12 protein-coding genes are annotated in these 13,457 nt (G+C 58.9%); 5 read left to right on the top strand and 7 right to left on the bottom strand.

The features are described from left to right. The first annotated feature begins 256 nt into the window (after positions 1 to 256). Positions 257 to 517: a hypothetical protein gene (locus ACA063_RS16260; protein ID WP_497666538.1), complete on the top strand. Its 261-nt coding sequence runs from the start codon at positions 257 to 259 to the stop codon at positions 515 to 517. A gap of 68 nt (positions 518 to 585) precedes the next feature. On the opposite strand, the gene ACA063_RS16255 is transcribed toward ACA063_RS16260, so the two are convergent. Further along, the gene (locus ACA063_RS16255) at positions 586 to 1,107 is read right to left on the bottom strand and encodes a DUF4142 domain-containing protein (RefSeq protein ID WP_497662465.1); all 522 of its coding nucleotides are present in this window, start codon (positions 1,105 to 1,107) and stop codon (positions 586 to 588) included. A 206-nt stretch (positions 1,108 to 1,313) separates the two neighbouring features. Between ACA063_RS16255 and ACA063_RS16250 the strand changes: the two genes are divergently transcribed. Next, positions 1,314 to 1,556 carry a DUF465 domain-containing protein gene (locus ACA063_RS16250; protein WP_497662464.1) on the top strand — a complete coding sequence of 81 codons (243 nt, stop codon included), beginning with the start codon at positions 1,314 to 1,316 and terminating at the stop codon, positions 1,554 to 1,556. 109 nt (positions 1,557 to 1,665) lie between these two features. Continuing rightward, positions 1,666 to 1,908, top strand: coding sequence for a hypothetical protein (locus tag ACA063_RS16245; protein WP_497662463.1), 243 nt, complete (start codon positions 1,666 to 1,668; stop codon positions 1,906 to 1,908). Positions 1,909 to 2,088: 180 nt separating this feature from the next. Here the strand turns inward: ACA063_RS16245 and ACA063_RS16240 are convergent, their stop codons facing one another. The 3 genes from ACA063_RS16240 to ACA063_RS16230 all read right to left on the bottom strand — a co-directional run bounded on the left by ACA063_RS16240 (position 2,089) and on the right by ACA063_RS16230 (position 5,292). Next, entirely contained in the window at positions 2,089 to 3,180 is a 1,092-nt protein-coding gene (locus ACA063_RS16240; protein ID WP_497662462.1) for an SMP-30/gluconolactonase/LRE family protein, read from the bottom strand. Continuing rightward, positions 3,177 to 4,322, bottom strand: a complete 1,146-nt coding sequence (locus ACA063_RS16235; RefSeq protein WP_497662461.1) for an SRPBCC family protein — start codon at positions 4,320 to 4,322, stop codon at positions 3,177 to 3,179. The genes ACA063_RS16240 and ACA063_RS16235 overlap by 4 nt, the downstream gene beginning before the upstream one ends. Before the next feature lie 106 nt (positions 4,323 to 4,428). Then, positions 4,429 to 5,292: a LysR family transcriptional regulator gene (locus ACA063_RS16230; protein ID WP_497662460.1), complete on the bottom strand. Its 864-nt coding sequence runs from the start codon at positions 5,290 to 5,292 to the stop codon at positions 4,429 to 4,431. A 213-nt stretch (positions 5,293 to 5,505) separates the two neighbouring features. On the opposite strand from ACA063_RS16230, the gene ACA063_RS16225 reads away from it, so the two are divergent. Beyond that, positions 5,506 to 8,139, top strand: a complete 2,634-nt coding sequence (locus ACA063_RS16225; protein WP_497662459.1) for an MGH1-like glycoside hydrolase domain-containing protein — start codon at positions 5,506 to 5,508, stop codon at positions 8,137 to 8,139. 741 nt (positions 8,140 to 8,880) lie between these two features. Here the strand turns inward: ACA063_RS16225 and ACA063_RS16220 are convergent. The 3 genes from ACA063_RS16220 to ACA063_RS16210 all read right to left on the bottom strand — a co-directional run bounded on the left by ACA063_RS16220 (position 8,881) and on the right by ACA063_RS16210 (position 12,112). Continuing rightward, entirely contained in the window at positions 8,881 to 10,728 is a 1,848-nt protein-coding gene (locus ACA063_RS16220) for an amidohydrolase (protein ID WP_497666537.1), read from the bottom strand. A gap of 294 nt (positions 10,729 to 11,022) precedes the next feature. Further along, entirely contained in the window at positions 11,023 to 11,337 is a 315-nt protein-coding gene (locus ACA063_RS16215) for an SCP2 sterol-binding domain-containing protein (protein WP_497662458.1), read from the bottom strand. Positions 11,338 to 11,401: 64 nt separating this feature from the next. After that, positions 11,402 to 12,112 (bottom strand): histidine phosphatase family protein, encoded by a 711-nt coding sequence (locus tag ACA063_RS16210; protein ID WP_497662457.1) that lies wholly within the window; start codon positions 12,110 to 12,112, stop codon positions 11,402 to 11,404. A 201-nt stretch (positions 12,113 to 12,313) separates the two neighbouring features. Here ACA063_RS16210 and sohB point away from each other — a divergent pair, with 201 nt between their 5' ends. Continuing rightward, entirely contained in the window at positions 12,314 to 13,336 is a 1,023-nt protein-coding gene (gene sohB, locus ACA063_RS16205; protein WP_497662456.1) for a protease SohB, read from the top strand. The last annotated feature ends 121 nt before the right edge of the window (positions 13,337 to 13,457 follow it).

The raw sequence follows: 13,457 nt of genomic DNA, 5'->3' as shown, positions 1-13,457 counted from the left end.
GAACTCCGTGAAAGTGTTGGCCGATTCCTTGAATGTTGATCGGCGCAAGTCAGTGACATTTGCCGTGCAAAATAGTTGTTCGCTTGCACAGGAATTTTTATCTCAAACACAGTCGAGTGTAGGAGGAGATCAACCTGAGGAGGAGATCAACTTTCTACTGGTGATTATCCAATGGAACCTTGCGGTTAGAGAAGGCTTCGAATCTACAAGGCCCGGCTGTTTCAGCGGTGCATGTGTACTGTTTAACGAGGTGATCATGAAAGACGATTCAATGACGCAAGGGCAGGATCAAGCGGTTGATCGAAATGATCCGGCCATTGATCCGCAGACGCCGGGGGCAAGCGAAGCCGGGCAACAGCAGCAAACCGCCAAACCGGAAAGTGCCGACACCGCGGTCGATCAGAAAAACCAGCATACCGAAAACGACAACCAGTTCAGTCCGGGCTTCGAGCCGGAACCTGATCGGGCGAAACCTGGTGAGGACACTGACGCGGACATTGATACCGATGGCGGCTAGGCTGAGCGCTGTCGAGCGACAAAAAAAGGCCGCATCCCGGGATGCGGCCTTTTTCATGGGTGCAGCGATTATTTACTTGGATGCGCGGCTTGCAGTTTTTTCGCCATATCCAGGTGTTTTTCCAGTGCTGGCAACATTTCCTGCGCAAACGCCTTGAATTCGGTCGCGCCTTTTACCTTGTCGTCAGTGACGGTCCCGGCTTCTTTCTTGAACAGCGCGATGGTTTCCTCGTGGGCCTTGACCTGATTGTTGGCGTAGGCCGCATCGAAGGATTCATCGCGCATTTCGAGGATCTTTTCCTTGGCCTGCTTGACGAACGTCGTGGTGTCCGGCACCTCGATGTCGTTCTTTTTCGCCAGTGCCTCTAGTTGGGTGTTCGCCTTGGTGTGATCAGTGATCATCATGTTGGCGAAAGCCTTGATGTCAGCTGATGAGCTCTTCTCCAGCGCCAGTTTGCTGGTCTCGACTTCCGCTATGCCGCCTTTGGCAGCGTTGTCGACGAAATCATTCGAAGTAGCGGCGAACGCCGTGCCCATGCTAGTGCTCAGGGCTACGGCCAGGGCGAGGTTACGCAGGGTGAATCCGTCCATTGGTCATTCTCCACACAGGTTTTATAGGCGATCCAGTGATCGTTATTCAGTGGAGACTGTTGGGTGGATAAAGGTTTTATCGCATTGATGGCAGGGCGACGAACGGACATCACCGGCCTCGACAGAACCGTCCAACGGAGGCCATTCTGATGGTTGGTGAGCGCAATCGATCGCACTTGCCACCGATTAACAAACGGAGGTGTTCCATGCCGGTGCCACACGACCTTTATCAGGATCTGAAGCTTTCAAAGGAAGATGTCCAGCAAAAGCGCGCCAAGGATCCGTTACTGGATTCACTGATCAACAAGTATTCCCAGGCGGACGCCGAGGTAGTCAAGGCTGAGACCGCCAAGTCGGATGCGCCCAGCGATGACGCACTGAAAAAGCTCAAGGAACAGCGATTGTTGGTCAAGGACAAGATCGTTAAACAACTTCAGACACCGTCCTGAGTTGCTATATCAAGCCACCGACGACCGGTGACTGAAAAATTGGAACGGGGACAAATACCAGCACCTCGAATGAACAGAGTCCCATTCGCGGCTCCATTCGAGGTGCCTTATGAACGAACCAAAATTCCCCAGCGAAGAACAGGGCGGGTATGACCCCATTCCGACCCATCCCGAACCGTTGAGTCCGGGACGCACCACCGTTAACCCGGAAGACGAACCGGGCATCGACGAACTACCGGGTAACGAAGGCGTACGGCCGATTGACGAAGACGACGTCACCGCCATCGATCCCGAGCGTGTGCGTGAAGAAACCGACAATGCCGTGCGCGATGGTCAAACAGACCCGCGGTGATGGGCGACATCGATGTTGAATGTCCCATCGCAATCGCGAGCAGGCTCGCTCCCACATTTGATTTTGGTCGGGCACGGAATGTGTGTACGCCGCCAATCCCCTGTGGGAGTGAGCCTGCTCGCGATGGGGCCGTGTCAGGGATGTAAAGGCTGGACAGGATTACTCCCGTCCGGCATCGCATTACTTCTCCAGCGCCTTGCCCAGCGGCAGTCGCGCCATGTGATCTGCCTTCAGCGACCCGAAGTACAACCAGTCCCCATATTCACGCACGGTGGTGATTGGCGAGTAGTTATCGCTGCTCGCGTCCTGCAGGTTTGCAATCACTTTGCCGTCCAGATCCAGTCCCAGGGCGAATGCCCGTTTCTCGACAGGCTTGGGTAAAACCATCATCGCTCGCACGATCATCTTTCGCACGAACGGATGGGGTGCGGTGGCGTCCAGCAGGGCATTGCGCGGGGAATAAAGAGCGACCCAAAAGCGCGCCTGACCGTTGAATGACAGGTTGTCCGGCAGGCCGGGCAGGTTGTCGATGAACAGGTCATGAGTGCCGGCTTTCGGCCCTGTCAGCCAGTAACGACTGATGCGATAAGCACCGGTTTCGTTGACCAGCACATAGGCATCGTCCGGCCCCAGCGTCACACCGTTGGCAAATTCCAGCGCGTCCAGCAGCACGGTCGTCTTGCCGGTCTGGAAGTCATAACGTAGCAAGCGGCCATCGCCTCCGTGTTCAAGGATGGCCTCGCCGTCCTTGCCATAGCCGAAGCGGCTGGAAGCGTCGCTGAAGTAGGCGTAATGACCGGATTTGTCGATGACCACGTCGTCGGTGAAGCCGAAGGGCACGCCGTTGGCGGTGGTGGTCAAAGGAATCAATTGCCCCTGAGCGTCAAGGGACAGCAGGCCCTTGACCCCGTCGGCGATCACCAGCAGGCCATTCGGATGACGGGCCAGGCCCAACGGGCGTCCGCCGGTATCGGCCAGCACCTTGGTGGTCTTGCCATCAAGACTGGTGCGGATCACTCGGCCGTCATGCAGGCCGGTGATCAGGAAATCTTCCTCCAGCAGCAAGGCTTCCGGCCCTTCGATATTGGCCGCACCTACCGGCTCGAGACCCTTGAGGCGTTGGTTGTCGGCATAGATGCCGCTGGTGAGTGAAGGTGCGGGTGGCGGTGTCCAGGCCACGGGTTTGACCTTGGTGGGCATCAACAGCAAAAAGGCCACAATGGCGACGATGACCAGCAGTACCACATGACGAAACCTGACCGCTCGACTCACACGATGACTCCTGTCGAAACCAGCTGTTTTTGTGCCATTTCACGCAACGCGCGCAGGGACTCCGCAGACTCGCGATCGATGCGCTGCTTGAGCACCAGCCGGTTGGCCATGCGCATGGCCAAACCGCTGAATTGATACTCCAGCGTGCGCACAAAACGCGTGTCACTGCCCGATGCTTCGCACTCATAGGTCAGCACCAGCGACAGCCCGTGATCACCTTGAGCCCGAGCGCGCCAGCGACGTCCCGGCAGATACTCATCGACCTCCCAGCTCAAATGCCCCTCACGGCCGCCGGCGCGAATGTCTTCCTCAAACCGCGAGCCGGCATGCAGCGGGCCGCTTTGGCCATCGACATTGAGGGAGGAAGGGTGCCACTCCGGCCAGCGGGTCACCGTGCTGGCGTATGCGAGCACGGCAATCGGGTTTCCGGCGATGTCGATCTGGTGCTGCATGCGCGTCATGGCGATTCTCGTCGAGTCTGTGGCGGTGTCTTCCGGTTCCCAGTAGAGGGTGCCGAACAGGTAATCCATCAACGGAAAAACGATATTGAAATTGCGTTCCTGCATGACTTCGCGGCGATGGTGCAGTTCGTGCAGGCGGCGCATCTGGCGTATCCACGGGAGGCGTGTGACCGGGTTGCCTGGAGGTAAATGTTCGCAGGCATGGAACACTTCATACAGGAGATAACCGAGCACCAGGCAGCCACCCAACAACCCGGCCACGTTGGCGTTGAGCTGTGAAACAAGCCACCACAAGGGCAGGGTAATGACGACCGTGTGCACCACGATCAGCCACGCGGGAAACAGAATCACCCGCCAGTCCCGGGCACTGTCGTAGGTCATGTGGCCGGGGGTGAAAAAGCTGTGATGGTCGCCGGCGTGGCGTGCGTAGAACATCCGCGCGAAGCTTTTTTTGTGGTGCCCCAGGTGGCGATGGACCATGTACACACCGAAGTTGAAGGACAGCAGGCCGATTGGCACGGCCAGCCATTCCAGCGGCTGAACCTGATGCACGGTGCTCCAGAATCCGCCGATGGCCAGGCAGCCGAACAACAACACGAAGGTGCCGTGCAACCAGGGGTTGTAACGGGGGTGAATGTCGGCACGGTAGCGGCTGCGGAATGTGTCGGTGGTCTGCCTCACTGCAATCACCTGATCTGATGGTTATCACCAGCAGATTAGCCGATTCCAGCCATTCGGCTTTGCGAACCTTCAGGACACAAACGCCATGCTCCGGTGCAAACCGTCATCAGGTGAGCGGGTCCCAGCGTTGCGACCAGTCATCGTCGGTCTTGATAACTTCGCGTAGAAGTTCGAACGCTTGCTGCAACGTTGCCGAATCACGATCGCGGGAGTAGACCAGATAGGTCGGGTAGTTGAATTCCGGGGCCTTTGGCACCTTCTCCATCACGCCGCTTTCCAGGTAGCTCTGGACGACCCGGGTACGAAAATAGCCGCTGCCGCCGTGTTCCAGAATGAACTGCAACGCCAGCGGGCCGAGGTTGAAGCTCAACGCTGCCTTGGCCTTGTCCGGCAGCGCCGCATCGTGCTGGCGGCGAAAATCCGGGCCCCAGTCGATATAGACATAGGGATCGGGTTTGGCTACCAGACGCACAAGTACGAGTTTTTCTTCCAGCACCTGCTCGACTTGCAGTCGTGGCCAATACTCAGGCTGGAAGACCAGTGCCGCGTCCAGGACGCCCAGCTCCAGCTGGCGCAACAGGTTCTCACCGTCGCGAATTTCCAGTCTCAGGGCGTGGCTGGGGATCTTCTCCCGCAGTTCGCCGGCCCAACTGAGCATCAGCGGGTTGCACAGGCTGACCTCGCCACCGATATGCAACACGTTGTGGTAGCCCTCGGGCAACGGCAAATCCCGGCGCGCGGCTTCCCAGGTTTCCACCAGTTGATTGGCGTACACCACGAACGCCTCGCCATTAGGTGTCAGGCGGGCACCGGCGCGATTGCGCACAAACAACGTGCTGCCCAACTGGCTCTCGAGTTTTTGCACCCGTGCGGTGATGGCGGTCTGGGTGACGTGGAGTTTTTCCGCCGCCGCCGCGAGGCTGCCGTGACGGACGATTTCCAGAAAGGTGCGGGCGAGTTCGATGTCCATGGGGTGGCCGGTGTGGGGGGTTCGGGCATTGTAAGAGCACCACTAACCTGTGGCGAGGGAGCTTGCTCCCGCTCGGCTGCGCAGCAGTCGCAAACTCAGGCGACACGGTAATACTGCAAATGAAGGGGCCGCTCCGCAGCCCAGCGGGAGCAAGCTCCCTCGCCACAGATGACGCACTACACTCCACCCGACGCTCGCCCGACGGACCTGCCCATGACCGCCAAACACGCTGCGAACATCCTCGGTACCCCTGAAGGCCAGCGTCTGGCCGGCAGTGATTCCGAGCATTGGCGCGAATGGGGGCCGTATTTGAGCGAGCGTCAGTGGGGCACGGTGCGGGAAGACTACAGTGCCGACGGCGATGCCTGGCGTTACTTTCCCCACGATCACGCGCGCAGTCGGGCCTATCGCTGGGGCGAAGACGGGCTCGCCGGGTTTTCTGACAAGGCTCAGCGTTGGTGCCTGGGTTTGGGCTTGTGGAACGAGCGCGACCCGATTATCAAGGAACGGCTCTTTGGCCTGGACAACACCGAAGGCAATCACGGTGAGGACGTCAAGGAACTGTACTTTTTCGTCGACGGCGTGCCCAGCCACGCCTACATGCGCATGCTCTACAAATACCCTCAGGGCGAGTTCCCCTACGCCGATCTGTTGGCTGAAAACCGCCGCCGCGGCCTGGCCGATACCGAGTGCGAAATCCTCGACACGGGCGTTTTCGAGGACGGTCGCTATTTCGACGTGACAGTGGAATACGCGAAGCAGGCGCCCGACGACATCTTCATGCGCGTCACCGTGCAGAACCGTTCTGATCAGCCGGCCCGCTTGCACGTATTGCCGCAGCTGTGGGCGCGCAACACCTGGAGCTGGGAACCCGACGGGCAAAAACCCGGCCTGACCCTGAAGGGCGAGCAGGTGCTGGCCCGACACCCGCTGCTGAATGATCGAGTCGCCAGCGCATGGGGCGAGACGGATTGCCAGTGGCTGTTCTGCGAAAACCAGAGCAACTTTCCGAAACTCGATGGTGTGGCAGCACTGGGACCGTTCAAGGACGGGATCAATGATTTCCTGGTCGATGGCTGTGAAGAGGCGATACGCCGTGATGCGGGAACAAAGGTGGCCGCGCATTTTGCGCTGACTTTCGAAGGCTCGCAGACACGCAGCGTCTACGTGCGTTTCGCGCCAGCCGGGGCACGCAAGTTGAACGCCGGTGCGCTGTTTGAACGCCGGCGCAGCGAGGCCGACGGGTTCTACGCGGCGCTGCAAAGCGGCATCAGTGACCCGGATGCGCGCAATGTTCAGCGCCAGGCACTGGCGGGATTGCTGTGGTCCAAGCAGCTGTACGACTTCGACGTCAATCGGTGGCTCGATGGCGATCCTGCGCAACCGGCGCCGCCACCGGGACGTTCGAACCTGCGCAACAAGCATTGGCGGCACCTGTCGAATTTCGACATTGTTTCGATGCCCGATACCTGGGAATACCCGTGGTATGCCTCGTGGGACCTGGGTTTCCAGGCGGTGGCCTACGCGCTGATCGATCCGGGATTCGCCAAGCATCAATTGTTGCTGCTGGTGAAAGACCGCTTCATGCACCCCAACGGCCAGTTGCCGGCCTACGAATGGCGCTTCGACGACGCCAATCCACCGGTCCATGCGTGGGCCAGCTGGCGGGTGTATCAGCAAGACAAAGCGCTGACCGGCATCGGCGACTTGGACTTTCTCGAACGGATATTCCACAAGCTGCTGCTGAATTTTTCCTGGTGGGTCAACCGCAAGGACGCCGAGGGTCGCAACCTGTTTCAGGGCGGCTTTCTGGGGCTGGATAACATCGCGCTGTTTGACCGCTCGGCGCTGCTACCGACCGGCTATCAACTCGACCAGGCCGATGGCACAGCGTGGGTCGCCGCCTATGCGCTGGACCTGATGCGCATCGCGCTGGAACTGGCCAAGCGCAACAGCGTCTACGTGGACATCGCGGTGAAGTTCTTCGAACACTTCCTGTACATCGCCGGAGCGATCAATCGGGTCGACTCGGAGGCCGAAGGCTTGTGGGACGAGCAGGATCATTTTTTCTATGACGTGCTGCACCGTCCCGACGGCATCAACGAACCATTGCGCTTACGTTCGATCGTGGGCCTGATGCCGCTGTTTGCCGTGCAGGTGCTGGAACAGCACGAACACGAAGGATTGCCGGGGTTGCGTGAGCGTCTGCTCGGTTTCATGCGCCACCGGCCGGACCTGGCGAGTCTGGTGTCGCGCTGGACCGAACCGGGTGAGGACAACCGCATGCTGCTGGCGCTGTTGAGGGGCGAGCGAACCAAGGATCTGCTGAGACGAATGCTGGATGAAGAAGAGTTTCTATCGCCTTTCGGAGTTCGGTCATTGTCCAAGGCCTTCGCCGAGCAGCCCTTTGGCTTGCAGATCGACGGTCATCAGCTGTGCGCCCGGTATGAACCTGCCGAGTCCGAGTCGCGTTTGTACGGCGGTAATTCAAACTGGCGCGGGCCGGTGTGGATGCCGATCAACTACCTGCTGATCGAATCACTGCGTGAGTTTCATCGTTATTACGATGAAGATTTTTCTGTGGAATACCCGACCGGCTCGGGGTTTCTGGCGTCGCTGGAAGAAGTGGCCGACAGCCTGAACGAGCGCATCACCCGGTTGTTTTTACGCGATGAAGAGGGGAATCGACCGTCGATGCAGGGGTATCCACAGTTGCAGGCTGATCCTGCCAGCGCCGACCTGATGTTGTTCCATGAGTACTTTCATGGGGAGACCGGGCGCGGATTGGGGGCCAGTCATCAAACGGGGTGGACGGCGTTGGTGGCGTTGTTGTTGTTGCAGCGGTGATCCTGCTGTAGGAGCAAAGCCTGCTCGCGACGGCGGCCTGATAGCCGACCGATCTCTCCCTGATGTACCCAGATCAATTGTGGGAGCTGGCTTGTCTGCGAAGGCGGCCTGACAGTTGACCAGTCTCTCGCTGATGCACCCAGATCAATTGTGGGAGCTGGCTTGCCTGCGAAGGCGGCCTGACAGTTGACCTGTCTCTCGCTGATGTACCCAGATCAATTGTGGGAGCTAGCCTGCTGGCGATAGCGGTTTGGACGGCGGCGGAATTTTTCGGGTGTACATATCCATTTCTGCGGTAACGGCTGCTATTGGTTTCGCTTTTACAGCGAGTCACTTTGAAAAGCGCAAAGTAACCAAACGCTCTTGCCCCTGTCGTTCGGTGCCTCGCTTAGGCTCGGCATACCCTCGGCTCCGGTCCTGCTCCGTGGGCCCGCCGCGATCGGCCATCCATGGCCGTGCGCGGCTAACCCGGCATCCATGCCGGGTTGCCCACTGCGCAGAACCTGCGCTCGGCCTCTCGAGGCGGCAAGAAGATCAACATCAAAAGCAGATCAAAAGCAGATCAACCACTAAAGCTAGTCAGCCTTCGACGTGAGCTGATTTGAAGCTTGCGTCGCCCACTGTGGAAGTGAGCCTGCTCGCGATGGCAATTTTTTATTCAAATTTGATATGGCCTGTTCCATCATCATCGCGCGCAAGCTTCGCTCCCACGGGGCACTCCTGTTGTCTGGCAGGCGCCGTTCAAAACGCAAAACACGAACAGCCAAACGCCCCCCAGAATCCTTGGAAATCGCTGACCGGCGCAGAGGATAATCGCGCCCGTTCATGGCTGTGTGCGTGCACCGCACATGCCCCCACGCAGTGATGAACCTGCGCCGTCATCGGCGCCAGGGGTTTCCAGTGCCCCGGCACGTTGACCACCGGCGACCACTCCGGTACGACCGGCACGGGCGGTGGCCCGAGTTTTTCGAACTCCGCCGTACCGTAGACGATCTTGCCATCAACGATCGTCAGCACCGATTCGATCCATTTGACGGCTTCATCCTCGATGTGAAAATAGTCGGCCGACAGCGCGATCAGGTCCGCCAGTTGCCCGGCTTTGATCTGGCCTTTCTTGCCTTGCTCGGATGAAAACCAGGCGCTGCCATGGGTGAACAACTCCAGCGCCGTGTCGCGGCTCAAACCTTGGGGGTACAACTCCAGGCCACCTACGGTACGGCCGCTGACCAGCCAGTAGAGAGAGGTCCACGGGTTGTAACTGGACACCCGCGTGGCATCGGTGCCGGCGCCGACCGGAATACCTTCGGCGAGCATGCGCGCAATGGGAGGCGTGTGCTCGGCCGCTTTGGCGCCGTACCGGTCAACGAAATATTCGCCCTGGAACGCCATGCGATCCTGGATCGCAATGCCGCCGCCGAGGGCTTTGACCCGTTCGATGTTCTGCGGGGTGATGGTTTCGGCATGATCGAAGAACCACGGCAAACCATCGAATGGTATATCGCGATTGACCTTCTCGAAGACGTCGAGCATGCGGCTGATGGATTCGTTGTAAGTGGCGTGCAGGCGGAACGGCCAGCGTTGTTCCACCAGATGCCGCACCACCGGTTCCAGTTCCTGTTCCATGGTTTGCGGCAGGTCGGGACGAGGTTCGAGGAAATCCTCGAAATCCGCCGCCGAGAACACCAGCATCTCCCCGGCGCCGTTGTGCCGTAAAAAATCATCGTCCTGACCGTAACGGGAGGTGCTGGTCCAGTTTTTGAAGTCGGTCAGCTCTTCCTTGGGTTTTTGGGTGAACAGGTTGTAGGCGATGCGCACGGTCAGTTGCTTGTCCCTGGCCAGTTGCTGGATGACCTGGTAATCGTCCGGGTAGTTCTGATAACCACCGCCGGCATCAATGGCGCTGGTAACCCCCAGGCGATTGAGTTCGCGCATGAACTGGCGGGTGGAATTGACCTGATACTCCAGGGGCAGTTTCGGCCCTTTGGCGAGGGTCGAGTACAGGATCATCGCGTTCGGGCGGGCGATCAGCATGCCCGTCGGCTCGCCGTTGGCATCGCGCTGGATCTCGCCGCCCGGCGGGTTCGGCGTATCGCGGGTGTAGCCAACCACTTTCAACGCCGCGCGGTTGAGCAGGGCGCGGTCGTAAAGGTGGAGGACGAATACGGGCGTGTCCGGTGCGGCTTTGTTCAGCTCTTCGATTGTGGGCAGGCGCTTTTCGGCGAACTGGAATTCATTCCAGCCACCGACCACCCGTACCCATTGCGGCGTGGGTGTGCGGTCCGCCTGGTCCTTGAGCAGGCGCAGGGCGTCGACCAGTGACGGCACGCCTTCCCAGCGCAGTTCGAGGTTGTAGTTCAAACCGCCGCGGATCAGGTGCAAGTGTGAGTCGTTGAGACCGGGAATCACCGTGCGACCGTGGAGGTCGATGATCTGTGTGCCAGGACCTTGCAGGGCCATGGCCTGGGCGTCGCTGCCGACCACCACGAAACGTCCGTCCTTGATTGCGACGGCACTGGCCTGGGGTTTCTTGCGATCGACGGTGTGCAGGCGTCCATTGTAGAGAATGAGGTCGGCCGGGGCGTCAGGCATGGTTTTACTCCCTGCGAATAGCGGGCTGATCCAGGCACCGACGGCACCCGCCGACAGGCCTTGCAGTACACGTCGGCGATTGTAGCCATCGTGGTCATCAGGTGGGCTCATGGCAGTGCTCCGCGTAAAACGATCGGGGGCAAGCGGCCTATGTCTGACGCGAGCGGCCAGAAGGAATATAGACGGCAAATCCGCAGGCAGCCGTTTTACGGAGACGAAAAACGACGAATCCCGCCTCGAAGGGCGGGATTCGTTTGCAGCCAGATGTGCCCCCGAAGGTCGGGAGCGGCGTACTTAGGCCGGGAACAGCTCGGACAGTTTCATGGCCAGCATCATGTCGCCTTCGGCGCGCAGTTTGCCGCCCATGAAGGCTTGCATGCCGTCGGTCGAACCGTCGACGATGCCTTGCAGCGTCTCGCCGTCCATCACCAACGTCACCTGAGCGTCAGGGTTTTCGCCTTCTAGCAGTTCGCAGGTGCTGTCTTTGACGATCAGCGAGAAGTTCTTGGTGTCGTCAATGCGGAAACCGAATACCAGGTCCAGACCGGCTGCAGCGGCTGGGTTGAACTTGGCTTTCATTGCTTGTACGGCGTCAGCTACGGAGGTCATGGTTCGATCCTTTCTTGGGTAATTAGAGCTGGGTGATTACAGCCAGGGTCACAATAGTCCGGACTCAACGAAACGTGATGAGTTCCGGGGCCTTCAACAGTTGCAGGTGTGCATGGTTGTTGAAGGAAGCCAGTGCCACCTCGCGACCACGAAACTTCAAGTGGTTGAGCGAGGTGTTGACGATTTGCCAGTTCAATTCAAAGGCCTGGCGGGCAGGCATTTGCGTAATGAGGTGGAGCAGGGCGGTGATGGTGCCGCCGGAGGTAAACACGGCGATTTTCTGTGTGTTGTCGGCCTGTTCGAGGATGCGCTGCAACCCCGCCTGCACCCGCTCGACGAACCCCAGCCAGCTTTCAAGTCCGGGCGTGTCGTAGGTGCCGGCCAGCCAGCGCTCGATGATCAGGGCGAAGATGCGCTGGAACTCGGCACGGTTTTGCGCGGCATTGCGCAGGATGTGCAGGGCTTCAGGTTCATCCTGCAACATGGCCGGCAAGAGTGCGCGGATCACCGCATCGGCGTCGAATTCATTGAATGCGGCATCGGTTTCCAGGATCGGGACGGGCAAGCCCACGGCGGCGAACTGCTCAAGTGCACTGTTGGCCGTGTGTTGCTGGCGGCGCAGGTCACCTGAAAGGCAGCGATCAAAGCTGATACCGAACTCCGCCAGGTGCTGGCCGAGGATTTCTGCCTGGCGAATACCAGTGGGCGACAGAACGTCATAGTCGTCTGCACCAAAGGAGGCCTGGCCATGTCGAATCAGATAGATGCTGCCCACGTCCACGTCTTCCCGCACGTTGAAGGTTTGGCGAGGTTATGAGGATGGCGATGAGCTGTCAATGAAAAAACATACGCTTGTTTGAAATGCCCGTTGCAGGCCTGTTGCCTGAGGTTTCGCGGCTGGCCGACAAGCCGGCGCATGGGTATGCTGGACACATCCGCGCCTGTTTAAGCTGCGCTTAGTATTGAAGGAGTCACTGTGGAGTTTTTGTCCGAGTACGCCAGTTTTCTGGCCAAGACCGTGACACTGGTGGTCGCCATTCTGGTGGTCCTGGCCAGCTTCGCGGCGTTGCGTAGCAAAGGCCGACGCAAATCGGCCGGCCAATTGCAGGTCAGCAAGCTTAATGATTTCTACAAGGGCCTGCGTGAACGCCTGGAGCAGACGTTGCTCGACAAGGATCAGCTCAAGGCGCTGCGCAAATCCCAGGCTAAAACCGAGAAAAAGCAAAAGAAGAAGCCTGAGGCCAAATCCCGGGTATTTGTGCTGGATTTCGATGGTGACATCAAGGCATCAGCCACTGAAAGCCTGCGCCACGAGATCACCGCGTTGCTGACATTGGCCACGCCTAAGGACGAAGTCGTGTTGCGCCTGGAGAGCGGCGGCGGCATGGTGCACAGCTACGGTCTGGCCTCCTCGCAACTGGCGCGCATCCGTGACGCGGGCGTGCCGCTGACGGTGTGCATCGACAAGGTCGCAGCCAGCGGCGGCTACATGATGGCGTGCATCGGCGAGAAGATTATCAGCGCACCCTTTGCGATCCTGGGTTCCATCGGTGTGGTCGCGCAGTTGCCTAACGTCAATCGTCTGTTGAGAAAACACGACATCGACTTCGAAGTGCTGACCGCGGGTGAGTACAAGCGCACCTTGACCGTGTTCGGCGAGAACACCGAGAAGGGCCGTGAGAAGTTTCAGGAAGACCTGGACGTCACGCATCAGCTGTTCAAGAACTTTGTCTCGCGCTACCGCCCGCAACTGGACATCGATAAGGTCGCCACTGGTGAAATCTGGCTGGGCGTCGCGGCGATGGACAATCAACTGGTGGACGAACTCAAGACCAGTGATGAATACCTCTCCGAGCGAGCCAAAAAATCCGAGCTTTATCACCTGCACTATGCCGAACGCAAAAGTCTGCAAGAGCGCATTGGCATGGCGGCCAGCGGTTCAGTTGACCGTGTCTTGCTGACCTGGTGGAGTCGATTGACTCAGCAACGCTTCTGGTAAAAACTTCGAGAAGGGCCTTGTTGCCGGTATCCGGTGACAAGCGCTCTTTATCTTGTATGGGGCTTGTGCAGTATATAGATAGTTTATAGTTTTATAATTCTGCTTTTTTTAGCCTGTCGTT

This window comes from Pseudomonas sp. LBUM1643 (assembly GCF_059716215.1).
This window is presented reverse-complemented; position numbering and strand designations above follow the sequence as displayed.